The sequence below is a fragment of the Salsuginibacillus halophilus genome, assembly GCF_003014715.1.
Lineage (GTDB): Bacteria > Bacillota > Bacilli > Bacillales > Marinococcaceae > Salsuginibacillus > Salsuginibacillus halophilus.
On sequence record NZ_PYAV01000005.1, the window covers coordinates 234,109 to 257,636 of the forward strand.

At 43.2% G+C, this 23,528-nt stretch carries 26 protein-coding genes and 1 pseudogene; 23 read left to right on the forward strand and 4 right to left on the reverse strand.

The window, feature by feature from the left end; genetic code table 11:
- Positions 1–71: 71 nt before the first annotated feature.
- The 3 genes from B0H94_RS06230 to B0H94_RS06240 all read left to right on the forward strand — a co-directional run bounded on the left by B0H94_RS06230 (position 72) and on the right by B0H94_RS06240 (position 3,032).
- Positions 72–608, forward strand: coding sequence for a hypothetical protein (locus B0H94_RS06230; protein ID WP_106588383.1), 537 nt, complete (start codon positions 72–74; stop codon positions 606–608).
- 255 nt (positions 609–863) lie between these two features.
- Complete coding sequence (locus B0H94_RS06235) at positions 864–1,508, forward strand: class D sortase (RefSeq protein WP_106588384.1); 645 nt, start codon at positions 864–866, stop codon at positions 1,506–1,508.
- Positions 1,509–1,736: 228 nt separating this feature from the next.
- The gene (locus tag B0H94_RS06240) at positions 1,737–3,032 is read left to right on the forward strand and encodes a methyl-accepting chemotaxis protein (RefSeq protein WP_106588385.1); all 1,296 of its coding nucleotides are present in this window, start codon (positions 1,737–1,739) and stop codon (positions 3,030–3,032) included.
- A 582-nt stretch (positions 3,033–3,614) separates the two neighbouring features.
- On the opposite strand, the gene B0H94_RS06245 is transcribed toward B0H94_RS06240, so the two are convergent.
- On the reverse strand, positions 3,615–4,355 hold the full coding sequence (locus tag B0H94_RS06245) for a sulfite exporter TauE/SafE family protein (RefSeq protein WP_106588386.1): 741 nt from the start codon (positions 4,353–4,355) through the stop codon (positions 3,615–3,617).
- A 129-nt stretch (positions 4,356–4,484) separates the two neighbouring features.
- On the opposite strand from B0H94_RS06245, the gene nfsA reads away from it, so the two are divergent.
- Together nfsA and B0H94_RS06255 are read left to right on the forward strand one after the other, a co-directional pair.
- A complete protein-coding gene (gene nfsA, locus B0H94_RS06250) occupies positions 4,485–5,234 on the forward strand; it encodes an oxygen-insensitive NADPH nitroreductase (RefSeq protein ID WP_106588387.1) in 750 nt (249 codons plus the stop codon).
- Positions 5,235–5,342: 108 nt separating this feature from the next.
- Positions 5,343–5,717: a magnetosome magnetite crystal formation protein family gene (locus B0H94_RS06255; protein WP_106588388.1), complete on the forward strand. Its 375-nt coding sequence runs from the start codon at positions 5,343–5,345 to the stop codon at positions 5,715–5,717.
- On the opposite strand, the gene B0H94_RS06260 is transcribed toward B0H94_RS06255, so the two are convergent.
- The gene (locus B0H94_RS06260; protein ID WP_106588389.1) at positions 5,710–6,333 is read right to left on the reverse strand and encodes a cyclase family protein; all 624 of its coding nucleotides are present in this window, start codon (positions 6,331–6,333) and stop codon (positions 5,710–5,712) included. The two genes, B0H94_RS06255 and B0H94_RS06260, sit on opposite strands and share 8 nt — an antisense overlap.
- Positions 6,334–6,598: 265 nt before the next feature.
- On the opposite strand from B0H94_RS06260, the gene B0H94_RS06265 reads away from it, so the two are divergent.
- The 14 genes and pseudogenes from B0H94_RS06265 (at position 6,599) to B0H94_RS06330 (ending at position 15,895) form a co-directional block, all read left to right on the forward strand.
- Positions 6,599–7,168 (forward strand): sulfurtransferase TusA family protein, encoded by a 570-nt coding sequence (locus B0H94_RS06265; RefSeq protein ID WP_106588390.1) that lies wholly within the window; start codon positions 6,599–6,601, stop codon positions 7,166–7,168.
- A 27-nt stretch (positions 7,169–7,195) separates the two neighbouring features.
- Positions 7,196–8,323 (forward strand): MBL fold metallo-hydrolase, encoded by a 1,128-nt coding sequence (locus B0H94_RS06270; protein ID WP_106588391.1) that lies wholly within the window; start codon positions 7,196–7,198, stop codon positions 8,321–8,323.
- A gap of 131 nt (positions 8,324–8,454) precedes the next feature.
- Complete coding sequence (locus B0H94_RS06275; protein WP_106588392.1) at positions 8,455–8,682, forward strand: sulfurtransferase TusA family protein; 228 nt, start codon at positions 8,455–8,457, stop codon at positions 8,680–8,682.
- Positions 8,683–8,715: 33 nt separating this feature from the next.
- Positions 8,716–10,389 (forward strand): SulP family inorganic anion transporter, encoded by a 1,674-nt coding sequence (locus tag B0H94_RS06280; RefSeq protein ID WP_106588393.1) that lies wholly within the window; start codon positions 8,716–8,718, stop codon positions 10,387–10,389.
- Between the two features lie 17 nt (positions 10,390–10,406).
- Entirely contained in the window at positions 10,407–10,667 is a 261-nt protein-coding gene (locus B0H94_RS06285) for a metal-sensitive transcriptional regulator (RefSeq protein WP_106588394.1), read from the forward strand.
- A 95-nt stretch (positions 10,668–10,762) separates the two neighbouring features.
- The gene (locus tag B0H94_RS06290; protein WP_106588395.1) at positions 10,763–11,242 is read left to right on the forward strand and encodes a DsrE/DsrF/DrsH-like family protein; all 480 of its coding nucleotides are present in this window, start codon (positions 10,763–10,765) and stop codon (positions 11,240–11,242) included.
- Positions 11,243–12,047: 805 nt separating this feature from the next.
- Positions 12,048–12,305 (forward strand): annotated as a pseudogene (gene gvpA, locus B0H94_RS15365) (gas vesicle structural protein GvpA); the annotation flags it as partial.
- 501 nt (positions 12,306–12,806) lie between these two features.
- On the forward strand, positions 12,807–13,088 hold the full coding sequence (gvpO, locus tag B0H94_RS06300) for a gas vesicle protein GvpO (protein ID WP_245893920.1): 282 nt from the start codon (positions 12,807–12,809) through the stop codon (positions 13,086–13,088).
- 39 nt (positions 13,089–13,127) lie between these two features.
- The gene (locus B0H94_RS06305) at positions 13,128–13,850 is read left to right on the forward strand and encodes a GvpL/GvpF family gas vesicle protein (protein ID WP_106588397.1); all 723 of its coding nucleotides are present in this window, start codon (positions 13,128–13,130) and stop codon (positions 13,848–13,850) included.
- A gap of 4 nt (positions 13,851–13,854) precedes the next feature.
- A complete protein-coding gene (locus B0H94_RS06310) occupies positions 13,855–14,184 on the forward strand; it encodes a gas vesicle protein GvpG (RefSeq protein ID WP_106588398.1) in 330 nt (109 codons plus the stop codon).
- Positions 14,185–15,006 carry a GvpL/GvpF family gas vesicle protein gene (locus B0H94_RS06315; RefSeq protein WP_106588399.1) on the forward strand — a complete coding sequence of 274 codons (822 nt, stop codon included), beginning with the start codon at positions 14,185–14,187 and terminating at the stop codon, positions 15,004–15,006.
- Positions 14,996–15,211, forward strand: coding sequence for a gas vesicle protein GvpJ (gene gvpJ, locus B0H94_RS06320; RefSeq protein ID WP_106588400.1), 216 nt, complete (start codon positions 14,996–14,998; stop codon positions 15,209–15,211). The genes B0H94_RS06315 and gvpJ overlap by 11 nt, the downstream gene beginning before the upstream one ends.
- 3 nt (positions 15,212–15,214) lie before the next feature.
- The gene (locus tag B0H94_RS06325; protein WP_427909931.1) at positions 15,215–15,532 is read left to right on the forward strand and encodes a gas vesicle protein K; all 318 of its coding nucleotides are present in this window, start codon (positions 15,215–15,217) and stop codon (positions 15,530–15,532) included.
- A gap of 18 nt (positions 15,533–15,550) precedes the next feature.
- Positions 15,551–15,895 (forward strand): gas vesicle protein, encoded by a 345-nt coding sequence (locus B0H94_RS06330; protein WP_106588401.1) that lies wholly within the window; start codon positions 15,551–15,553, stop codon positions 15,893–15,895.
- Here B0H94_RS06330 and B0H94_RS06335 read toward each other — a convergent pair whose 3' ends face one another.
- On the reverse strand, positions 15,896–16,885 hold the full coding sequence (locus B0H94_RS06335) for an alcohol dehydrogenase catalytic domain-containing protein (protein WP_106588402.1): 990 nt from the start codon (positions 16,883–16,885) through the stop codon (positions 15,896–15,898).
- 1,043 nt (positions 16,886–17,928) lie between these two features.
- Between B0H94_RS06335 and B0H94_RS06340 the strand changes: the two genes are divergently transcribed.
- Both B0H94_RS06340 and B0H94_RS06345 read left to right on the forward strand, forming a co-directional pair.
- Positions 17,929–19,803, forward strand: coding sequence for a cytochrome c oxidase subunit I (locus tag B0H94_RS06340; RefSeq protein WP_106588403.1), 1,875 nt, complete (start codon positions 17,929–17,931; stop codon positions 19,801–19,803).
- Positions 19,804–19,874: 71 nt separating this feature from the next.
- Entirely contained in the window at positions 19,875–20,216 is a 342-nt protein-coding gene (locus B0H94_RS06345) for a hypothetical protein (protein WP_106588404.1), read from the forward strand.
- Between the two features lie 209 nt (positions 20,217–20,425).
- On the opposite strand, the gene B0H94_RS06350 is transcribed toward B0H94_RS06345, so the two are convergent.
- The gene (locus tag B0H94_RS06350) at positions 20,426–21,649 is read right to left on the reverse strand and encodes a coiled-coil domain-containing protein (RefSeq protein WP_106588405.1); all 1,224 of its coding nucleotides are present in this window, start codon (positions 21,647–21,649) and stop codon (positions 20,426–20,428) included.
- A 189-nt stretch (positions 21,650–21,838) separates the two neighbouring features.
- Between B0H94_RS06350 and B0H94_RS15135 the strand changes: the two genes are divergently transcribed.
- Complete coding sequence (locus tag B0H94_RS15135; RefSeq protein ID WP_181315289.1) at positions 21,839–22,372, forward strand: winged helix-turn-helix domain-containing protein; 534 nt, start codon at positions 21,839–21,841, stop codon at positions 22,370–22,372.
- A gap of 131 nt (positions 22,373–22,503) precedes the next feature.
- Entirely contained in the window at positions 22,504–23,310 is an 807-nt protein-coding gene (locus tag B0H94_RS06360; protein WP_106588406.1) for a FixH family protein, read from the forward strand.
- Positions 23,311–23,528: the final 218 nt, after the last annotated feature.

Genomic DNA, 23,528 nt, shown 5'->3' on the forward strand with positions numbered 1-23,528 from the left:
TAAGATAATTTACAGCGTGGAAACCAATAGATTGTAACACAAAATAATTCAATTCATTGGAGGATTTTCTCATGTCAAAACCACAGAACGTACTTAGCCTTAAATCATTAGGTAAGCTCTCAGCAGCTACTGTACTTACTTTTGGTTTGTCACTTGCCGCTGTTCAAGGTGCATTTGCTGATGACGATAATGACGACGATGTTGAAGCAGAGGTTGAAGTTGAAGGCGACACAGATGTAGACGTAGACACGGACAATGGTGATGTAGATACAGATGACGGTGAAGAAGCTGTTATTGACGAAGATGGCGACATTGACGACGTCGACACTGAAGATGAAGATGGTGTTGAAGTTGATGGTGAAGGCGACGCTGATGCAGAAGCAGGCGTTGAAGAAGACGGTGACGAAGATGCAGACGCTGATGTAGAAGCAGGCGTTGAAGCTGATTATGACGATGAAGATGAAGCTGAAGCAGGATACGGTTATGACGAAGGTGATGAGCTTCCAGCAACAGCTTCTGCTTACCCGCTAGGCCTTGGTGCCGGCTTGATGATGGCAGCAGCAGGTGCGTTTATGCTGTTCAACCGTCGTTCTTCGGTAAAAGCGTAGTTTTAAATTAAGTCAATAACTATTTAAGAGAAGCGCTCTGTTTGATCCCTTGTAGGATCAGCAGAGCGCTTTTTTGATCATGTTTAGGTGAGAACCCCCCGCTTTACACTTTGTAGAAAGTGGGGGACAAGGAGCAGAAGAAAGACTGTAGCGCACTCAGAAGTTTAAGATTTGGTTAAAGATGGTTGCAATTCTTTTGTTTCTTTCTAAGTGGTGGTAAGGTATAAGTGTACAAACCATCAAGGAGGATCATAAATGAAAAAGCCCACAATTTTAACAGTCGGTGCGACGGTTGTAATGTTCGGGCTGGTTGGCTGTTCAGATGAAGAAGATTTGGAAAGTGTTGAAAGCAAAGAATCTTCTGAAGTCGTGCATACGAGCGGTCCACAGCTGGATGCAGACGTTGAAACTTTTATCGAAGGTGAACAAGAAGAGTCTGTGGAAGCTGAAGACGAGAACAACCCTTATGATCAATCGTATTCATATAATCAAGGACAAGAAGTGGCTGAACTTCATGTGCCAACAATAAGCAGCTCATATCCGGTGTATTGGGGAACAGATGAAGCAACGTTGGATCAAGGCGTAGGTTATCATGTGAGTGACTTTACAACACCACCAGATGGTGAGCGGCATACGGTTGTGTCAGGACACCGGGATACCGTTTTTAGTGAACTTGGGGCTTTAGAAGAAGGGCACGCTTTGTCCGTAGATTTCGAAGGGAAAACTTATCATTATACAATTGAAGACATTTGGATTACTGATAAGGATGATCGTACAGTGATCGTTCGCCACGATGAACCGACATTAACGTTAACGACTTGTTATCCGTTTGATTATATCGGAGCAGCACCGGACCGTTATATTGTTCAGGCTAGCCTTGATTATGTCGAGGAACATTAGAATCAAAACAAAATTAAAATCAATTAAGCCTGTGCCGTTTACTTGCGTGCACAGGCTTTTCATTCCTTATAAATACATAATAGTAAATTGATTCTAAAGATGTAGTCAATCTTGTCTAAAAGGTTAAAAAGTCCTTTATATATCGAGCAAGTTTAGATAATATCATCTTCGGGAAATACATCGGTAATAATGTATGTGAAACTTTATAACTAAGGGGCGGTTTTTGCGTTGAATGAAGTCCGGTTTGTAAAAAAAATGATTGTGAAGTTTGTGTTGGCCTTAGTGGCTGTGTTGCTTTTGAATGCAACAATTGCCAATTGGGTTCTGCAAGGAATTGACGCTGTAGGCATTGATTTAGGGATTCTAGGGGTTTGGTTGAATAACGTTATGAACGTTGTTACAGGAACGGTGATTATTGCGTTATTGTTAAACTTTATTATTCTGCGACCAATCCGCCGCATGGTAGTAGATATTCAAACGTTTCAAGCAGGAGAATTAAATCACCGGATTTCTATCAAAAATGAAGATGAACTAGGTGTATTATCGAACAAACTGAACAGCCTGTTTGCTGAGGTTGAAAAACATAACCAACAACAAGAAAAGCATGCACAAGCAACTGAAGATACTGTGGAAACGCTCGATGGTCGCTTAAATCAGCTTAGCGAGAAAACCGCAGAAGTGAACGAAGCGATTGAATCTATCGAAGCACAGGCACAGACACAGCTTGCTACTTATGAAGAAACGGCTACAATTACAGACAATATGGATCAAGGAATGCAGCAAATGGCGGCGCAGCTTCAGGATATTGCATCTGGGATGAGCGAAACCGAACAAACCGCGAGCAAAGGTGAACACCAGATAGAAGAAACTTCCGAAGCGATTCAGCAGTTATCCGAAGAGGCAGAAGCATCGAACCATGAAATTCAAGATTTATCCGAAGAAATTCAAAAGATTGAGCGTATTGTTGGTGTCATTGAGGATTTCTCCGAGCAGACGAACCTCCTTGCTTTGAATGCTTCAATTGAAGCGGCACGTGCAGGTGAGAGCGGCAAAGGTTTTGCCGTTGTTGCTGAAGAAGTACGCAAACTGGCAGAGCACTCGATGGATGCAACAAAAGATATTAAAACATCTGTACAATCTGTTATAGGCAAGGTTGAACAAACGGTACAGCGGGCTTCCGACCGTGTAAAATCTATGGAAGAGAGCGCTTCGTCTGTCGGTGAGATGCGCATGCAGTTTCAACATATTATCAAAGACTTAAAAGCAAGCTCCCAACAGGTGCAGACAGTCAACCGCTCGTTGCAATCGTTAAGTGAATCAAGCTCTGAAATTCAACAAACTGTTGAAGCCGACACGAAAGAATTAGAGAAGACGACTGAGAATGTCTCTGAAATCAGTACAAGCATAGAAGAGCAGCTTGAAACAACTGAAGCGATCCGCGCTGAAGTGAAACGTTTCCATGAAGCATTGTCGCAAAACAGTGATGTTGATAAGAAGGAATCGCATACAACGCGAGCAGCCTAATACAAAAAACTGCAGCCTGCCCGGCTGCAGTTTTTTGACTGTCGACAAAGTAGAAAACCTAACATTTAAGGACAACTTATTCCTCCGAGCTCTCCGGTTTCCCCGTATTAAGAGGATAAAACTTAATCAGAACGTAACCGAAACGAAAACGGAAGCTTTCCCGAGGGCTTGGCTTCAGCTAACTTGTTCGAATGAACCAATCGAACAAGTGGATCTTCAGCCTGCGCTTAATCCTCTGGGAGTCGCCATCTTTCATTTCGCTCACTTTTACATTTGTCTTTTGTGTATGATTCGCTTGATCGTTCATGAAGCATCATGATGAAACTGCTTCATGTAGCTGTTGCTTGATCAAAAAGATTTCTACAATTCATGACCATCAAATGACGCAAGGCTGACAAGCATCGGCGGCGACGCCTACTCAGAACAACGAGCCGAAAATCCCGCAGACAGCGGTTTCCTGCCGAGGAAGTTGAGGCCGTACCCGAGGCAAGCGTACGCCGAAAAGTGACGTCAGCCTTAGCCTTTTCAAGAGTTTGTCTACACGCTGAAAACTGCAGCCCGCCCGGCTGCAGTTTTTTCGTATTAAGAACCGAAAATAATTAAATTGACCGCAGCGATTAATACGATAAATAATGCCAGCTGCTGCACCCGTTCGGTTGATATTTTTTGAAAAAAACTGAGCCCGAGTGAAGAACCGAGAAAAACACAGAGAACACCAACAGCAAAGTAAACAAGAAAGTTGGTATCTAAGTGGCCGGAAGCTCCGTGAACGATTACTGTAAACAAATTCGTTATAAAAAATGAAGCCTGTAAGTTTGCACTGTATGCTTGTTTATCTTGATACAACATTAAAAAGTAAACCACAAGAAAAGGGCCCCCGATCGCAAATACGCCGCCGGCAAAACCTGCAAGTCCACCTAAAATGATAGGAGCGGCAGGGTGCTTAATAAATCGTCCGCTCGTTGTAATAAACCGTCGTAAAAACAAGTAAGCAACCATGCCACATAAAAATATACCAAGAATCGGCTGCATAACCGGTAATTCGCCGTATTCACTTAAAACGAAAAAAGCACCGATCCGACCGGCAATTGCTGCTGCTAACACCCATAAAAAACTTTTAACTTGTATATGGGTGTAAAGCCGGAGTAAGATTGAAAAAGAGAGGACAATTGTTAACGAGACAACAAGCAGCGTGCTTTCTTTTAATGTGAACAGCAGCGGAAGAAAGCCCATTGCGAACAGGCCAAAACCGAAACCACTCAATCCTTGAATAAAACTACCAACGAACAAAATGAGAAAAACGATGCCGAGTTCTACAATCATTGTTGAAAATCCTTTAAGTTGATATGACGTTTCTTAGTTAAAGGATACCATATTTTCATGGGTGGCAAGTGGTAAAGGTGAATAAATCATGATGTAAAGGAGGGAGGCAGCGATCCGCTGCCGCTTCATATGAACGAAACGATAGAAACAATTTTAAACCACCGCTCGATTCGTAAGTTTCAAGACGAGCCGTTAACTGAGGCACAGGTTCATACTTTAATTCAAAGTGCTCAAAGTGCAGCTACTTCAAGCTATATTCAAGCTTATTCAATTGTTGGCGTGACCGACCGAGAGAAGAAGAAAGCTTTGGCTGAACTTGCCGGTGGCCAGAGCTATGTTGAACATAACGGCCACTTCTTCGTATTTTGTGCTGACCTATATCGGCATGCGGTGTTAGCTGAAGAAAAAGATGTAGAAATCACACCTGCTTTAGAAAGTACCGAGAAATTTATGGTGACCGTTGTAGACGCTGCACTTGCTGCGCAAAACGCAGCTATTGCAGCGGAGTCTATGGGACTAGGTATTTGTTATATCGGCGGGATTCGTAATGACTTGGAACAAGTTCAACAGCTCTTAGAAACACCAGCGTATGTCGTCCCGTTATTTGGGTTTGCCGTCGGTGTTCCGAGAGATAACGCCTCTACAAAGCCGCGGCTTCCGATGACTCATATTTACCACGAGAATACGTACGATGCAGACCGGGCCCGGGTTCATGAAGAGATTGCAGCGTACGATGAAACGATTCAAGCTTACTATGAAGAAAGAACCGGCGGGGCACGCAGTGATACGTGGAGCGAGCAGATGATGCGTCTGCTGCAGAAAAATAGCCGGAGTTATATGAAGGATTTCGTGCAAAATCAAGGTTTAAACCGCCGGTAAAGATGAAGCGCAGACGCTTTGTTAGTAGCGTCTGTGCTTCATATATTAATGGTGAAAATGTGCTTCGCTAGCGTATTGCGCCAGCTGATCAATTAAAGGGGAAGGGCCATGTCATTTTTAAAATCAGCAAGAATACAAGCATCTATAGCGTACATCCTCCCGCTCATATTTCCCTTGCCGCTGTTATCATTAGCGGTTGTCCTTTTTTACCGCTCAAAACTGCGACCGGTCAACACGTTCGCGGCTGAACATTTAGCAGAAAGCGCGAATGCCCAATTGTCATTACATATCTATATTTTACTAATGGCTGTGTTTCTGTTCACTTCAGGACTGGCTTTAGAGGCAGGGAGTCTTCTTCTTATTTTTGCATTGCTTGGGCTTGTTGTATATACAGCCTGGTTAGTCATGATGGTGAGTGCAATTGTGTTGAGCCTTTTTGGTCAGCCATTTCGTTTTCCATTCAACTTTCGTATATTTAACTAAGTGTTCTCAATACGGCACGCACTGGACTGCCATCCCCGCCTTCAATGAAAAGCGGAAATGCAAACAGCTCATAAACCCCCGGGGCTACGTCTTCAAGCACTGCGCCTTCAAGAATATAAATGTTGTGGGCAAATAAAGCGTGGTGGGCCGGCAGGTTGTGACTATCAATTGGGTCCACTGACGGGGTGTCGACCCCGACAAGCTGTATTCCCCTGCGGCTTAAAAGCGGTGCAATATCATCGCGCAGCGGCGTAACATGTGTCGGAAACTGTGCACGATCCTTCCAGCTGTTTGTTTTAAAAAGAACCTTTGTGACATCAGTTAAATCCAAGTCTTCAATATCTACTGCACCTACACTCGGCCGCTCTGATACATCAATAACCCGGACTCTCCCTCCGTATAATGACAAAGGTAGTTCATCTACAGTTCCCCCGGAATCATCAATATGAAAAGGAGCATCAATGTGAGTACCGGTATGGGCACTTAAATGCAGCTCTCCTGCATTGACTGACCCGTTATCAGCTTTCCGTTCAGTGAGTGCAAAGCTGAATGAAAGATCCTCCGGCCATACAGGTGTTGTTTTTGTTAAACGCTGGCTAATGTCAATCCAAGTCATATGTATCCCTTCCTTTTAAAATCATGTACAATAGCATACGGGGTACCGTATAATGTAAATGAGCTATATACTTTTCATATGTTATACCTTTATTTATTTTCCCTGAAATGAAGGGTTTTACACTTTAATAAACTTTGTCATTTAAAAATATTTAAAAGAAGTGTTGACATACCCCTTAGGGTATAATAAACTGTAGTTAGTTCTTCACGGAACATAAAATTTTTTAAACGTTTATATACCCTATACGGTATAAGGAGGCGAAAGCATGACGATTCAAGCAGATCATACAATTGATGCAAAAAACCTTTCCTGCCCGATGCCCATTGTGAAAACAAAAAAAGCAATGGATGAGGCAGAACCTGGTGAAGTTTTACAAGTTGAGGCGACAGACCCTGGCTCACTTGCAGATATGCAAGGGTGGGCTCAGTCCACTGGCCATAATTATTTAGGAAGTACGGAAAACGAGGGCGTTCTTATCCATTATGTACGTAAGTCCAACCCTGAAGAGGTGAAAGATGTGTCTGCATTTGAAGCTGAAACAACAAACGATGAATTAAAGCAAAAGCTTGAAGATGACAATGTCACGGTCCTGGATGTACGTGAACCTGCAGAATACGCTTTCGGTCATGTACCAGGTGCGGTATCAATTCCGCTAGGGGAGTTAAGCGATCGGATCAATGAACTTGAGAAAAATCAAGAAATTCACGTCATCTGCCGAACCGGAAACCGTAGTAACTTTGCTGCGCATCAACTTACAGATCAAGGCTTTCAAAATGTTTACAACGTTGTTCCAGGCATGAGTGAGTGGGACGGACCTACTGAGAAAAATCAATAAGCTATTTAATAGAAAGGAGAAAAATTCATGATTGAAAAAATGTCTGCAAAGCAAGTAGCTCAAAAGGTTATTGCAAAGGAAAATTTGTTTATTTTAGATGTTCGTAATGAGGACGCTTACGAGGATTGGAAAATTGAAGGTCCATCTATTGAAAGTATGAATAAACCTTATTTTGAAATGCTTGATGGTGTAGAAGAAGTTGTTGGTGACATTCCGGCAGAACAGGATGTGCTTGTAGCTTGTGCCAAAGAAGGTTCTTCAATGTTTGTTGCTGAACAGCTTGCTGAAGCACTTGACCGCACCGTTTATTACCTTGAAGGCGGTATGAAAACATGGAGCGAGCACCTCGAACCGGTACACGTCGGTGATTTAGAAGGTGGAGGCTCGGTTTATCAGTTTGTTCGTCTTGGGAAAGGCTGCTTAACGTATATGATTAAATCCGGGAACGAAGCAGCAATCATTGATCCGCTTCGCATGGTGAATCATTATGAGGACTTTGCTGAAGAATTAAATGTTGAAGTACTGCATTTAATTGATACGCACTTGCACGCTGATCACATTTCCGGTGGCCGCCGCTTAGCAGAGAAGCACGGCGGAACGTATCACCTGCCACCTAAGGATGCAGGGGAAGTACAGTTTCATTACGAGCCGCTTGAAGACGGGAAAGTGATTACGTTCGGAGCGGACCAAGTGAAAATCCGTGCATTTTACAGCCCGGGCCATACCATTGGAAGTACATCTTTAATTGTTAATGAGACGTATTTGTTTACTGGCGATATTCTCTTTATTGATTCAATCGGACGTCCGGATCTAGCAGGTCTTGCAGAAGATTGGGTAGGAGATTTGCGCGAGACATTGTACGATCGTTACAAACAGCTAGATCAAAACTTGATGGTGTTGCCGGCTCACTTTGCGAAAATGAAAGAACTTGATGAAAAAGGTCGCGTGTTTGCAACGCTTGGTGAATTGTATCAAGAAAACCATGGCTTGCAGATTGAAGATGAAGGTGAGTTCCGTCGTGTAGTGACAGAAAACCTTCCGCCGCAGCCGAATAGTTATCAAGAAATTCGAGAAACAAATATGGGTAAGCGTGAACCAAATGAGGAAGAAGAAACAGAAATGGAGATTGGACCAAACCGCTGCGCCGTATCCTAAGTAATGTTTAACTTTAACGTTAAGGTGCTTTAGTTTAAGCAGTAAAAAAAGAAGCTAATCAGCACCTTAGCGATCTTAAATGAAGCTAGTGAAAATATTAAATAATAATAGATCTTAAGGAGCGATGAGTGATGGAAAGCACAAAAGTACTCGATGCAAAAGGATTAGCCTGCCCAATGCCGGTTGTTAAAGCGAAAAAAGAAATGGATCAACTGCAGTCAGGAGATATTCTTGAAGTGCATACAACAGACAGTGGTGCAGCTGCTGATATTCCAGCTTGGGCAAAAACTGGCGGCCACGAGCTTGTTCAGCAGGATAAAGAAGGAGAAGTATTGAAGTTTTGGATGAAGAAAGGTTAAATCGATATCGTAGATAGGATTAGGTGATGACTCATGTTAGAGCGGTGGCTTCCGGGCTTAAAGCCGATACTAGAAAGTACCGGTGAAGACAAACGGAAAGATATAACAGCCGGCATTATCGTTGCAATTATGTTGATTCCCCAAGGGATGGCTTATGCAATGCTTGCCGGTATGCCACCGGTTTCCGGCTTGTATGCCGCAACGCTGCCGCTTATCATTTACGCATTGTTCGGCACCTCCCGCCAGCTCGCGGTAGGGCCGGTGGCAATGGTTTCATTATTAATTTTCAGTGGTGTCTCGCCATTGGTTGAGCCGGGTACGGAAAGTTATATTCAGCATGTCTGGCTGCTCGCTTTAATGGTTGCTGTTATTCAATGGCTCATGGGGGTTTTTAAGCTTGGGGTCATTACAAAGTTTATCTCTCATGCCGTGATCAGCGGTTTTACTTCCGCCGCAGCAGTTTTAATTGCACTTAGTCAGCTTGATCATCTGCTCGGTTTTTCAATTGAAGCAAGCGACAATGTTTTTCTCATCATTTACGAAGCAGTTATGCGGGCGGCTGAAACCCATATTATGACACTAATATTAGGCCTTATGCTATTATTTATCCTTTTGGGTGCCAAGCGTGTGCCACGGATTCCTGCGCCGCTTGCAGCGGTCGTAATCGGTATAGGCGTCACTTATATGCTGAACCTGCCGGAAGCGGGCGTTGAAATTGTCGGAGATGTTCCGTCAGGTCTTCCGCCGCTTAGTCTGCCTGTCATTGATTTAGCTGTCATTACGGCTCTGCTTCCTTCAGCAATTACAATTTCAATCATTGGGTATGCAGAGTCGTACGCAATGGCTAAGATTTTAGCTTCACGTGATAAATACCGAATCGAGCCTAACCATGAACTAAAAGGCTTGGGTCTTGCTAATGGTGCCGCTGCTTTTACATCCGGTATGCCGGTAACAGGCGGGTTTTCCCGTTCAGCAGTCAACTATGATTCCGGTGCAAAAACGGGTCTTGCTTCGATCGTAACAGCGGTTTTAATACTATTGACGTTGTTGTTTTTAACACCGGTCTTTTACTACTTGCCTCAAGCCGCGCTTGCTGCGATTATTTTAGCTGCTGTATATAAACTGATCGATGTGAAAGAAGCCGTTCATCTTTGGAAAGTGAAGCGAAGCGATGCATATGTGTTGATCATAACCTTTACAGCGACGTTAATGTTCGGTATTGAGCTAGGACTGTTAATCGGGGTGTTATTTTCATTAACCGTGTATTTATGGAAAAGCGGCAATCCGCATATGACAGAGCTGCGCTATGTCGAAGATGAAGATATTTACCGCAATCCTGACCGTTTTCCGGATGGGAAGGCAATCCCTGGTGTTTTAATTTACCGTATTGATGCGCCCTTGTACTTTGCGAATGCAACAGGTGTGGAAGAGCGATTAAACGAAGCATTAAAAGAACATCGTGACATAAAGTGGCTCGTTCTTGATTTTAGCGGTGTAAATGACATGGACGGAATTGCTGCTGATGAACTACGCGAATGGATGCAGGAATGGAATAATCAGGGGGTTCGTATTTTAATCGCTGAAGCAATAGGGCCGGTGCGGGATGTGTTGGAGCTTGACGGTTTTTATGATACGTTTGGTCATGATGTCGCTTGGAAAGATCTGCACCATGCAGTACACTGGATTCAAAGCGGTATTAAAGCGTAAAAAGGAGGCAGACGCTGATGGAATACGATGACAAGTTGAAACAACGGCTTAAGCGGGCAGAAGGTCAAATTCGCGGTGTACTGAAAATGATGGAAGAAGAAGAGGAGTGCCGGGATGTTTTGACGCAATTATCAGCAGCCCGTTCTGCACTCGATAAAGCAACAGCTGTAATTGTTGCAACGAACCTTGAAGAATGTGTCCGCCGCCAGACTGAAGAAGGCGAAGATACGTCCGAAACCATTGAAGAAGCTGTGAATATGCTCGTAAAAAGCCGCTAAATAACAACATCCCCCCTTGGGAACCAAGGTTTCAAGGGGTGGTGCAATTATATATTTCGTGTGTCTAAAATCTTCACTTTAAGGAGTGTCTTTTCATGGATAAGAATGAACGTTTAACGATGATCGTCTTTGACGGTGATTTAGATAAAGCTATGGCAAGTTTCATCATTGCGACAGGTGCTGCTGCGATGGGTAAGCAAGTAACGATGTTCTTCACTTTCTGGGGGCTGAACGTTTTACGCAAAGACGAGCCGATTCAGGCGAAGAAGAAGTTTATGGAAAAAATGTTTGAGCGAATGATGCCGCGCGGTCCAAAAAAACTGCAGCTTTCGAACATGAACATGGCAGGAATGGGACCAAAAGTTATGAAGAAAATGATGAAAGACCATAATGTATCTACGCTCGATGAAATGATTGATATGGCTGAAGAACTAGATATTAAGATGGTAGCTTGCACAATGTCGATGGATGTTATGGGCTTAAAACAAGAAGAACTTCGCGATGGCCTTGAATATGCCGGCGTTGCTTCTTATCTTGCTGAAGCTGATGAAGCAAACACCAATTTGTTTATCTAAAACATTTCTCAAGTAAAAACCACGGTTCATAAATTTGGAACCGTGCAGCCTAGACAAACTTTTAGATTAACGAAGGCTGACGTCGCTTTTCGGCGAACGCTTGCACCCGGAGGGCACAAGTGCGACATCGAATTTGTCTGCGCTTACGCTTGAAGTCACCATGTCTTCTTAGCCCCGGGCACGGCCGCAACTTCCTCGGCAGAAACTCGCTGCCTGCGGGACTTTCGTCTCGCGCTGTTCCTGGTAGCGTCGCCGCCGGTGCACGTCAGCCTTGTGTAGTTTGAAGGTCATCAAATGTAAAGACCCTTTTGATCAAGCAATATCTACATGAGCCAATTTCATAATGACGCTTTACGGACGATAAAACGAACCGTTTACATTGGAAAGTGACCGAAACGAAAGACGGCGACTCCCGGAGGATCAAGCGCAGGCTGAAGATCCACTTGTTCGAATGGTTTTGATTCGAACAAGTTAGCTGAAGGCAAGCCCTCGGGAAAGCGTCCGTCGATAGTGTTGGTCACGTTCATGACTCGGTTTTTAACCTCTTAATACGGCAGTCCGCGGAGCTTGGAGCAGTATGCTACGCGTGAATGTTACGTTTTATACTTTGGCGACAGTCTCCACGGTTTCATAAATTTGGAACCGTGGTTTTTGCTTTTCACAAAGGGGCTTTTCCTGTAATGTAGTGCAATACATAGAGTTTTTCATCCTTACCAGTTGTCACCGCAATCGACATCCAAAGTTATTCCGTGACAAATAACGGGTAAAGCAAGGTATCTTTTAATTAAATTAGGGAGGAATATCTTTGTCACAACAAGCGGTACAAAAATCGAATGAAAGCTCAAGTCTGGTTGAAATTTTAGATAAGGTACTTGATAAAGGAATTGTCGTAGATATCACGGCTACGATCTCACTCGTAGGTATCGAAGTTATAAAAATTGAAGCGCGTATTGTCATTGCAAGTGTAGAAACTTGGATTCGCTATGCTGATGCAACCGGTTTGCTTGAAGCAGAGCGTCGCAGAAACTTAAAAGAAGCTGAAGAAGACAAAGGGCTAGGTCAGCTCGGGCAGCAGGTTGGTCAACTGACTGAGGGCTTAACGGACTCGGTTTCTAACGTGGCCAACGAAGCAACTTCTGCTGTAGGCAATGTGACAGACCAAGTGCAAAATACAGCCCAAGGGGTTGCGAATACTGCTCAAAATGTTGCTGAAGGTACAGTGAACACCGTACAAAACACGGCAGAAGGCGCTGTTGAGTCTGTCCAAAATACAGCCGAAGGTGCCGCAAACACAGCTCAAAACGTTGCTGAAGACACAGTAGACACGGTTCAGAATACAGCTGAAAGTACGGTTGAATCAGCACAGGATGCAGCCGAGAGTACAGCTGAATCTGCTCAAAAAACAACTGAAAAAGCAACAGAAAGTGGCTCCTCTTCCGGTGGTTCAAACAGTAATACTAATCAGTCAAACAGCTCAGGAAACGCTAAAAACTCCAGTAACTCCAACTCTAATAAATCAAGCAGTAATTCCAGCAGTCAGTCTAAGAAAAAGGGTGACGACTAAGTGAAATTAAATACCGTAATTAAGAATGTGCATTTGTTTTTTGAAGCGTTTGTCGCTCCACCTTTTCGAACCATCGCTGTAATGAAGCGTGAAGATGGTGAAAAAGGATGGGTTGTACAAGTTGAAGTTATTGAAGAAAGAGAACGTATGAAAGCTGTAGCTAAAGATGAAATGGTTGGTGTATATGAAGCAATCACCGACGCTGACGGTGAAGTTGAAGAATTTGAGCGGCTGCACCATCGGTATCGCACAGAGCTTTTTGAACGTGGTGAAGAAGAGTAATCATTTTATGTAACGTAGCAAAGAAAAGGCGGGGAAAAGATGAGTGAGACATTCGTTTATATTTTCGGGGTCGCAAGAAAAAACGAGCACCGCACAGCGCAGAAGGTCATGATGGAGGGAGAGCCCCGCTCCCTCCGCGCTGTCAATGAAGGGGATCTTGACTTTATTGTCACGGATGTCAGTGAAGAAACGCTGCCGCCGATCGAAGCAAACGTCCGCGGTCATAAAGAAGCATTAGAAGCAATTATGACTGAAGAAACTGTAGCTCCAATGAGCTTTGGCACAATTTTAGGTGATGAGCAGGAAGCCCGGCGTTTGTTGCAGGCAATATATGATCCTGTGAGCGAAGCGATGCCGAAAATTGATAATAAGATTGAGGTAACAGTGCAGATCAATTTAACGGAAGAGGCATTTAAAAGCTTATTTGCTCACAAGAAAAAGAAGCCAAGAAGTTATAAAGGCCAGCTTGCCTTAGGAGAAGAAGCGAAAGCCGTTATGGACCGCTACCGGACGAAGCATCAGGAATCAATTGGTAAGCCGCTGGGTGACTTAAGCGCAAGTTCGATACTGAAAGAACCGAGCACAGAACGTACTTTGTTTGAAGGTGTGTTTTTAATCGATCGTGAAGATGAAGCAGCTTTCGATGAGGCGGTAAACGATTTATACAGTGTTTGGAAAGAGCAAACGGACTTCGTATATACCGGACCGTGGCCGGCTTACAGCTTTGTGGATATGAGGTTTGCTGCAGCCGAACGGAGGTAGTCACATGTTTAGAGCACTTACCTGGCCGGTTCGCTCTTTAAAGTTTATCGGTGAAACAATTAAAGAAGAAGTGGATAAAGAGTTGTTTGACCTTGAAACGATTAAACAGCGAATGGTTGCGGCTCAGGTGGAATTTGAAAGAGGTAATTTAACCAAAGAAGCTTTTGAAGAGGAGCAGGCGGTACTTGCTGAGAGGTACCGCCAAGCAAAAGCACAGGAATTAAAAGAGTTAAGAGAAGCTTTACAACAAGACCAGCAACCTCAAAAGGAGGCTGGTGAAGAGCCTGTAAACCGACGGAAACAAAGAAGCAGAAGGCGAAGGAGAAGGCGGTAAATGAGTGAATTAATTTACGTTTACGGTTTTGTGCTTTATGACCACGCAGGGGAAGAAGAAAACGAAATACCGGATCTTTATGATGAGTACAGTTTAACGTTTTTACATGGAGGTAACGTTGCAGCTGTTTATTCGGTTGTTGCAAGCGAGGATTTTGGAGAAGAATCGTTTCAAACGAACGTGCAGAATTTAGAGTGGCTTGAGCGGTTTGCAAAACGCCATCATCATATTTTAAATAGGCTGCACCAAAAGTATCAAATTCTTCCTTTGAATTTTGGGACGATTTACAAAGGGATTGATCGCCTTAAGCAAAAACTAAAAGATGAGCATAACCGGCTTTATGAAGCTGTTCAATTGATTCAAGGCAAAGATGAATGGAGCGTAAAGGTATATGCTGACATGGAGACAATTGCCTCACAGCCTACGTTTACGACACCGCTCATTGAAGAAAAACAGCAGGAAATTGAAAATATGCCGCGGGGTCGGCAGTATATAGAGAAAAAACGTTTAAATAAAACAATTGCCGAAGAAGCAGAGCGTTATGTCAACGGTGCTGCCGATCAGATGCACGAGGCGTTAAAGCAGATAAGTATTGAAACAGATGCACGTGAGGTGTGGAGTAAACAAGTAACCGGCCGTACTGACGAAATGAAATGGAATGGTGGCTATTTAATCTCCCGCGCTGATCGCAACATTTTTGTGGAAACTGTTCAAGCATACGAGAAGGAATTTCCAAGTGCCATTGTTGTTGAAGTCTCAGGGCCATGGCCTGCTTATCACTTTGTGCCAAAACAAGGCCAGGAGGATACAAATGGAGCATGAAGTACTGAATGGACAAGATGTAACGCTTGTTGATGTATTAGACACGGTGCTTGATAAAGGTGTTGTGCTGCAAGGAAGCCTTGTCATTACAGTTGCAGGGATTGATCTTGTGTATATTGATCTTAAACTGCTCGTCTCAAGTGTAGAAACGTTGCTTAATGCTGCTGAAAAGCATAATGAAATACAAACGTCAGGAGGAGAGTAGCTGATGGATCCATCTTCAATTATGAAGTCTTTAGACACTGCCAAAATGCCGGAAGGAAATATACGTTTTAACGATGAGAGTAATTCGACCGAAGACGGACTGGCTCAGCTTGTTATTACGGTGATTGAACTTTTAAGAGACTTAGTAGAGCGGCAGGCAATGGACCGGGTGGACAGCGGACGTTTATCAGAAGATCAGGTAGAGGCATTGGGAGAATCTTTGATGCAGCTTGAAGAACAAATGCAGCGTCTGAAAGACTTCTTCGGTTTTACAGACGAAGACTTAACCATTGATCTTGGACCGCTTGGAAACTTGCGTTAATCGAAAGGGGGAGAAAGGATGTTACAGCAAGGAGGACAGAATCAAGTAGAAGCTGTTGGCAGCACGTTAGTGGAAGTGCTTGAAACGGTTTTAGACAAAGGCGTCGTAATTGCCGGAGATATTCGTGTGGACGTAGCTGGCGTAGAGCTTCTAACGATTAAAATACGCTTGATGGTCGCTTCAGTTGATAAGGCAAAAGAGTTAGGTATGGACTGGTGGGAAAATGATCCTTTTTATAGCTCGAAAGCGCTTGAGAGTCAAGAGAACCAACACCAGCAAGACCGGGAAATGCTTGAAAACCGGTTGAAACAGCTAGAACAACAGCTTGCTGAAGAGCAAGCTAAAAACAACAGCGAAAGCTGATTAACTTTCGCTGTTCGGCGCTAGCAGCACTTTACCTTGTTTGCCGTGCTTTTGAAAGTAATCAAGCGCCTGGCCAATATTTTGTAGTTTATAAATGCGGTCGATTACAGGGTCAATCGCTCCTCGATGCTGAAGTTCTGACAGCTTTTTTACATCATGATAAAATGTTTCAGGTGCTTCTGATTTTTCTTTTGCAATGAAATAATAAGTAACTTGATCTCGTCGCGATCCTAGTTTAAGGCGGATATAGCTAAGGATGTTAGTTGCTAGGCTTCCATGCCGAAAGCCGAAAATGATCAGTCGACCGTCTTCCTCGAGAATCTCCAATTCTTTCTTCCAATTTTTTGAGCCTACATGATCAAACACAGCATCCACGCCGGAAACATACAACTGTTTAAAGCCGTGCTTAAGCGAAGCTTCGTAAGAAATATAGTCAGCACCCATTGCTTCAATTGTTTCTTTTTGTTCAGGGGAACCTGTACCAATCGGTTGAATATTGTAGTAGTTGCATAGCTGTATGAGCGCTGTGCCGACGCCGCCGGCGGCTCCTTGAATTAATGTTTGGTCGCCAGCTTTTAGTTCAGCTTTACGAAACATCATTTGATAAGCAGTGACGTAATTGAGCATTAAGGGGCTCATCTTTTGTAGATCACTGTCATCAGGAAGCACAATAACTTCCTCTACGGGAAGATTGATATAAGTCGTATAGCCGCCGGTTTCTGTTAAAGCAGCAACTTTTGTGCCGATACTTATATCAAGCACATGACTGCCACAGGCAATTACTTCACCTGTGATGTCATAACCAGGTGTGAACGGTACTTTCGTTTCTTTAGGGTACTTTCCACGCATCATCATAAAATCAGCATTTGCAATACCTGCATATGCTACACGGATTTGGACTTCGTCTTCAGCCGGGGTTTTCATTTCTTCTTGAATCATCTGCCAGCGTGGTGTGTCTCCTGTGTGTGTTACCAACATCCGCTCGTTCACGCAAAGTTCCCCCTTAAAGTTTTAACTCCACTACTTAGATTCCCAAAAACCTTGTTGATTAAAAGTAAAATATGAAGAAAAACAAAAAGTGTAGCGTTCATTTTATAATGATATAAAAATTGGTAACCATGATGTCTTAAACAAGCTGCATTGAATGAAAAATAAAAGCACACGCGAGCTGTCCACCTATATAATCTAGTCGCTGCTTTTAAAAGCAGAGCTCATACTGTCGATAAAGTACAAAGCCGAAGATTTACGTACAGTTTTACTGCTCGCTTACCATGGTTTAGAACCTGTGTGTAAATACAATCGCGCTTTAAGGTGTCTGTGTTACTGTCGTGTTTACGGTCAATAACTCTCTATCTTCGTAAAAAGATTAAACTTAAGACTTTCAAGTTTTCACATATGTGGGTCAATGTCATCATGACGCTTCATGAGGAATAAAACGGACAATATCCATTAGAAATTATTGACGATACGTAAGTTGAAAAGTAACCGAAACGAAAGACGGCGACTCCCAGAGGATCAAGCGCAGCCTGAAGATCCACTTGTTCGAATCAAGCTGAAGGCAAGCCCTCGGGAAAGCGTCTGTCTGGAAGTGAAGATTACGTTCATTGTCCGATGTTATCCTCTAATGACAAATGATGAAATGCATTCATGTAGAGGTTGCTTAATCAAAAGAATCTCTACAATTCATGACTATCAAATGACACAAGGCTGACAAGCATCGGCGGCGATGCCTACGCAGAACAACGAGAGAGAAAATCCCGCAGGGAGGGTTGTTTTGAGGAAGTCCAAGAGGCTGAAGACACGATGTAATCAAACGCCAGCACAGATCAAACCGATGTCACACTTGTGCCCTCCGGATGCAAGCGTCCACCGAAAATCGACGTCAGTCATTGCTTTTCTTATAAGTTTGTCTACACGCTATTCCCTGCTTTTAAAAGCAGGTTTTTTTTGTAAGGGTCTGGATGGATGTAGAGTAATTTTTATGCATTTGGTAAGGCTACATGTTAGCTGAAAAGATTTTAAGGAGGGGTCATATGCAGTCGGAAGCACCGACGGTAACATATCGGGAAGTATTGTGGGACTGGCTAACTACGGTTGATCATAAGAAGATTGCTGTAATGTATTTTATTGCAGGAACGATTTTATTTTTAAAAGCCGGTTTAATGGCTTTGTTTATGAGAATTCAACTGATGTATCCAGAGATGACCTTTATTACAGGACAAACATACAATGAACTGCTCTCAATGCATGGGGTAGTGATGTTGTTTTTGGCGGCTACCCCCCTGCTTTTTGGGTTCATGAACTTTATCATGCCGCTGCAGATCGGGGCGCGGGACTTAGCTTTTCCTTTCTTAAATGCCTTAGCCTTTTGGATCTTTTTTTTCGGTTCCTTTTTATTAACGCTAAGTTGGTTTTTTGGCGGTGCTCCTGATGCTGGGTGGACGGCTTATGTGCCGTTATCTGGACGGGATTATGCAGGTACCGGGATGGATTTTTACGTACTTGGTCTTCAAGTAAGCGGTATAGGCACGCTCATTGGTGCGATTAATTTTATCGTAACGATCATTAATATGCGGGCCCCGGGGATGACAATGATGCGCTTGCCGTTATTCGTATGGACTACACTTGTGTCCTCCATTTTGATTGTTTTTGCTTTCACACCACTTGCAGCCGGACTGCTGCTATTAATGGTGGACCGCATTTATGGCGCCCAAATATTTATGCCTTCCATGGAAGGGAACGTCATCTTGTGGCAGCATATTTTTTGGATTTTCGGTCATCCTGAAGTATACCTGCTCGTACTGCCGGCGTTCGGGATTATATCTGAAGTGATTCCGGCTTTTTCTCATAAACGTTTGTTCGGGTATACAGCGATGGTGTTTGCGACCCTTGTTATTGCGTTTTTAGGGTTTATGGTTTGGGCACACCATATGTTTACAGTTGGTATGGGGCCGATTGCGAACAGTGTTTTTGCAATTACAACGATGGCGATTGCTGTACCTACCGGGATTAAAATTTTTAATTGGCTGTTTACAATGTGGGGCGGCAAAATCGTTTTTAATACAGCGATGCTTTGTGCTGCATCATTTGTACCAACGTTTGTTTTGGGCGGGGTCACTGGGGTAATGGTGGCGATGGCGCCGGTGACACATATGTATCATGATACGTACTTTGTCGTAGCCCACTTTCACTATATTTTAATCGGCGGCATCGTGCTTGGTATGCTTGCGGGTTTATATTATTGGTATCCGAAAATGTTTGGCCATAAACTGAATGAAACCCTTGGTAAACTCATGTTCTGGCTGTACTTTATCGGTTTTCATTTAACATTTTTTGTGCAGCACTTCCTCGGTTTAATGGGGATGCAGCGCCGCATTCAAACCTATCTTGCAGGACAGGGGCTTGATGCGATGAACTTTATTTCAACGGTAGGTACTTTTATTATGACGGCCGGTATTCTCGTTTTGTTAATCAATATTGTTTATTCGGCTATGACACAAGAGCAGCTTACGGTAAAAGACCCGTGGCCGGCCCGCACTTTGGAGTGGGCGACAAACACACCGGTACCTGAATATAATTTTGCGCAAATTCCACAGGTTCGTTCGCTTGATCCTTGGTTTTACGAACGGGTACACGGTGATGGTGAAATGAAGCCGGCGGAACCATTGAAAGATATCCACATGCCAAACAACTCGATCTTACCGTTTTTTATGGCTTTAGGACTTGGAGTCGCAGGGTTTGGGTTTATTGGGATAAATTTAGGGATGGCAGAAGCAGTTGCTTATGGAATCGTAGCCGCAGGTGCGGTTCTTACGTTTGGCTGTATGCTTATCCGTTCGATTCGTGAAGATCATGGGCGTAACATTCCGCTTCAAGATGTGAAGCGTACAGAAGGAATCACAAGTTAACGAAAGGGGTGAGGCCGATCGCAGATGTTGTGTATCAATCGATTATACCGTGGGTCATGGCGGTTATTGTTATGGTTGTACTCATCTACCTTAAGCGCGTATTTGAACGCGAAATGAATCAGCGTAAGGCCTTGCCTTGGCTGCACGGTATCAATATTGTTTTAGTTTTAATGATTTACGGTACGGCAGTAACAGCTTTTGCAGGTGTGACTGGCGGTGTGATTAGCGAACAAGGGGCAATGCACATTTTTTTAAAGTCAACGATATATCCTCTGCCGATCATATCCGGACTTTATCCGCTTGTCCATTGGCAGATGAAACAACTTCTCCGTCCTTATATTAAAGAAAAAGGAAGCAATGTCCTGTACTTAAAACCGAGAATTTATAAACGTTACGGGACGTTGTTAAGATGAATATGACAAAGCGTCCAATCATCGACAGTGATTGGACGCTTTGTCGGTTTTTGTGAAGTACAAAAATTTAAATACATACTCTGCATACTGCAGGTTCACAGTGGTGGTCAAGAAATCTTTGCGTAAAAACAAAAATACAAAGATGAATCGTTACAGTGCAGGACCATTCGTGCGTGAAAAGCGAAGTTAATAAAAAGAACCTTTAAATGTTAGCTGTGGGCATACATGTTTTTTGCTTCTTCAATTAAAGCAGAAGCTTCATGAAAAGAAGGCAGGCCGTGCATGGAGTCTGAACGGACACCTTGTGAAGGGTCAAGTTGTTCAGAAAATGTATGAGCTGTAGCTTGCGCTTCTTTCAAGTGTTTCGTGTTGCCATCTAGTTGTTTGAAGAAGTGTTCAAGATCCTCGTTCAGTTTTGCCTGCAATTCAACGATAAATGTATCGCTCGTTTCTACTTCGCGTACAACCTGCTGTGAAATTTGATCAATCTCATCGCCAAAGCTCTGCATCTCTCGATCAAGACGAGAGATTTCAATGCGGCTCATGACGTTCAACCGTTTTAAATAGTCCATTTTTTCTTTTATCGCAGAAAATTGTTGTTCAACGCCGCGCATTTCTTGTTTAAACGTTTCCTTCTGTTCAGAGAAATTGTCTGTTTCAGCTAGTAAAGTTTCAAGCTCGGTTGAAAAGTTGGCAAGTTCATGCTGCAAAGATTGAATTTTTTCAAGTACATGCTCTGAAAGTGCCTCGCCGTTTTCGACAGTTAAATCATTTAATGTTTGTTCAGCTTTTTCGATAAACGCTGTTTCTTCTCCGGCAGTGAGGCCTTTACTCAATGTTTTAAGTTCATCCATTCTTTCAGCTGTTACAGCGCTTTGACCAGAAGGCAGGCTCTGCTTTATGTCGGTCACAATTTGATTAAACTCCTGCATTTTAATTGTGCGTAATTCTTTGCTATAGTTAAGCAGTCCGTTAATTTTTTCCGTGAAGCGGTCGTTCCATTCATGCAGCCGTTCAACATGTTCATAAGCTTGATTGTACTGTTTTTTCATTTCGTTTGAGAACTCTTTGATGTTTTGCGAAATAACACCAAACGCTTTTCCGTTACCACCGAGTCGACGGGAATGGATCATTGCATTAATAGAAACCATTTCAATGTCGATAATATATTTACGGATGGTTTGAATAATGGTTTTTAAGGCGTCGATGGTTTGATCTTCTTCACTTGTGTCCGATAAAAAACGGTCCAAGGTTTGGCGTAGAGCTTCTTCATCCATCATATTTTTTAGTGGATGAACGATCGTTTCTTCAACCTCATTTAATAAAGGTTGAAGTGGGTGTTCGCCGGTTTGATTAAGATCTTCGATATCACGAAGTAATGTTTCAAAGCTTGATTTTGCTTCTTCTAGGACATTCGGCGTTTCGTTTGTCATATGTGCCCACTCCATTTCATGAAATTCCATCCAAAGTCATCAAGTAACATCCGCTGTTATGCCTATTTTAACATTCCTAAGCTTGGAGGAGGAGACATTCAAGCAAACTTCCGGCTTAAATTTTAGTTTTGTAATAAAACTAAAACCAAGGTGAAACAGTAGATATGCTAGAAAGCAGGTGGACGGAGTTTGATTAAAGATTTAATTACTTCAAAAATTCGTTTGAAGTTAATGTATAAGTTTTTCTTATTTCCTGATAATGCAGCGCACCTTCGAGAAGTTGCCAATGAATTTGGTGATTCAGTTCAAGCGGTACGCTCGGAATTGAACCGACTAACGGATGCAGGGATGCTCCGGGTGCGCAAAGAAAAGAACCGCCTTGTTTACGAAGCAGACCCAGCTTACGAATATTATGAGGATCTGCAGTACTTTACGCGGAGGTCGCTGCATTGGGGAGATAATGATGTTGAAAAGTTGAATCGTATGCGGTCCAACTTTCATTTATTTATGATTAAAAAAACAATGGGTGATGAAATCGAGTTTGTCACTGCTCCTGCAGGTAATCAAGAAAACGACATTCCTGCAGAGATGGCGCCTTATTTCAGCATTGTGTTGTCAGAAGTCGAACTAAAACAAGAACTAGACAAAGTTGCATGGCGTGTTTGCTTAAACGCTGAAGCGCCAAAGCCTGTGAGCAACCCATCAGACGAAGCATTCTTATAGTGGTTCACAACAAAGTCACTTCTATGTTTTGAAACTGTCATAACTTCCGACTGCAGCGTCTTGAAGCAACTTGTTAAACTGTGTACGCTGAAGCTGAGTAAACGAACAACGATGACAGGAGGATGTAATTTGTGAAAAAATTTGTCTGGATGTTAAGTTTAGGGGCAGTTCTTGCTGCTTGCGGGCAGAGTGATACGGAAGAAGAAAGTAGCGGAAGTAGTGAAGTTGCTCCAATTGATGTTGAGGTTTTAATGGATGATGAAATTCAAGTGGGCGAAGCGGAGTTGAAGACTTCAGTAACAATGGCAGGAGAGCCTGTTACTGAAGTGGATGAAATTATTTTTGAAGTGTGGCAGATGGGTGAAAAAGAGCGCAGTGATATGATTGAAAAAGAAGAAGGTGAAAACGGGGTTTATACCGCTGATTACACCTTTGAAGATGACGGAATTTATCATGTGCAGCCGCACGTTACCGCAGAAGGGATGCACAGTATGCCAGTGCACGATCTTGGCGTTGGAGAAGTGAGCGAAGAAGAGTGGCAGGCGCTTGAAGAAAAAGACGAGGAAATGGAAAGCGAATTCATGGATGATGAAGATCATGGGCATGAGAACGACCATGAACACGATCATGAACACGACCATAGTGAGGTATTGGCCATCACATTAACACCAAAAGTTGTTGAACAAGGTGATTCAGAAACGTTAACAGTAAATATTAACGAAGAAGAGGATGCATTAACAGATGCAGAAGTGACGTTGGAAATTTATCCAAAGGCCGCTGAAGGTGACGACCACGACTGGATTGATGCAGAAGAAGAAAACGATGGTAACTACAAAGTTGATTACACGTTTTCTGAAGCAGAGCCTTATGAAGTTATGATCCATGTTGAAAACGAAGAACTACATGAGCATGAAGCAGTTTCAATCGAAGTAGAATAACGCAATCTTAAATATGTAGTTTATATACCTAACAGAACCGCCTGCACTGCAAGGCGGTTCTGTCAGACTGTCGACAAATTACAAAATCTAAAATTCATGCACAGCTTACTGCTCCGAGCCGCGGGCTGCCCTTAAAAACCGAACCATGAACGTGACCGGAACGAATGACGGACGCTTTCCCGAGGGCTTGGCTTCAGCTAACTTGTTCGATTTGATTG

Coding starts and splice junctions, on each gene's coding strand:
- B0H94_RS06270 (WP_106588391.1), top strand. CDS start 7,196: ATGATTGAAAAAATGTCTGCAAAGCAAGTAGCTCAAAAGGTTATTGCA.
- B0H94_RS06255 (WP_106588388.1), top strand. CDS start 5,343: ATGTCATTTTTAAAATCAGCAAGAATACAAGCATCTATAGCGTACATC.
- nfsA (WP_106588387.1), top strand. CDS start 4,485: ATGAACGAAACGATAGAAACAATTTTAAACCACCGCTCGATTCGTAAG.
- B0H94_RS06315 (WP_106588399.1), top strand. CDS start 14,185: ATGAGTGAATTAATTTACGTTTACGGTTTTGTGCTTTATGACCACGCA.
- B0H94_RS06325 (WP_427909931.1), top strand. CDS start 15,215: ATGGATCCATCTTCAATTATGAAGTCTTTAGACACTGCCAAAATGCCG.
- B0H94_RS06275 (WP_106588392.1), top strand. CDS start 8,455: ATGGAAAGCACAAAAGTACTCGATGCAAAAGGATTAGCCTGCCCAATG.
- B0H94_RS06310 (WP_106588398.1), top strand. CDS start 13,855: ATGTTTAGAGCACTTACCTGGCCGGTTCGCTCTTTAAAGTTTATCGGT.
- B0H94_RS06290 (WP_106588395.1), top strand. CDS start 10,763: ATGGATAAGAATGAACGTTTAACGATGATCGTCTTTGACGGTGATTTA.
- B0H94_RS06330 (WP_106588401.1), top strand. CDS start 15,551: ATGTTACAGCAAGGAGGACAGAATCAAGTAGAAGCTGTTGGCAGCACG.
- B0H94_RS06280 (WP_106588393.1), top strand. CDS start 8,716: ATGTTAGAGCGGTGGCTTCCGGGCTTAAAGCCGATACTAGAAAGTACC.
- B0H94_RS06245 (WP_106588386.1), bottom strand. CDS start 4,355: ATGATTGTAGAACTCGGCATCGTTTTTCTCATTTTGTTCGTTGGTAGT.
- B0H94_RS06305 (WP_106588397.1), top strand. CDS start 13,128: ATGAGTGAGACATTCGTTTATATTTTCGGGGTCGCAAGAAAAAACGAG.
- B0H94_RS06345 (WP_106588404.1), top strand. CDS start 19,875: ATGGTTGTACTCATCTACCTTAAGCGCGTATTTGAACGCGAAATGAAT.
- gvpJ (WP_106588400.1), top strand. CDS start 14,996: ATGGAGCATGAAGTACTGAATGGACAAGATGTAACGCTTGTTGATGTA.
- B0H94_RS06285 (WP_106588394.1), top strand. CDS start 10,407: ATGGAATACGATGACAAGTTGAAACAACGGCTTAAGCGGGCAGAAGGT.
- B0H94_RS06260 (WP_106588389.1), bottom strand. CDS start 6,333: ATGACTTGGATTGACATTAGCCAGCGTTTAACAAAAACAACACCTGTA.
- B0H94_RS06350 (WP_106588405.1), bottom strand. CDS start 21,649: ATGACAAACGAAACGCCGAATGTCCTAGAAGAAGCAAAATCAAGCTTT.
- B0H94_RS06265 (WP_106588390.1), top strand. CDS start 6,599: ATGACGATTCAAGCAGATCATACAATTGATGCAAAAAACCTTTCCTGC.
- B0H94_RS06230 (WP_106588383.1), top strand. CDS start 72: ATGTCAAAACCACAGAACGTACTTAGCCTTAAATCATTAGGTAAGCTC.
- B0H94_RS06340 (WP_106588403.1), top strand. CDS start 17,929: ATGCAGTCGGAAGCACCGACGGTAACATATCGGGAAGTATTGTGGGAC.
- B0H94_RS06235 (WP_106588384.1), top strand. CDS start 864: ATGAAAAAGCCCACAATTTTAACAGTCGGTGCGACGGTTGTAATGTTC.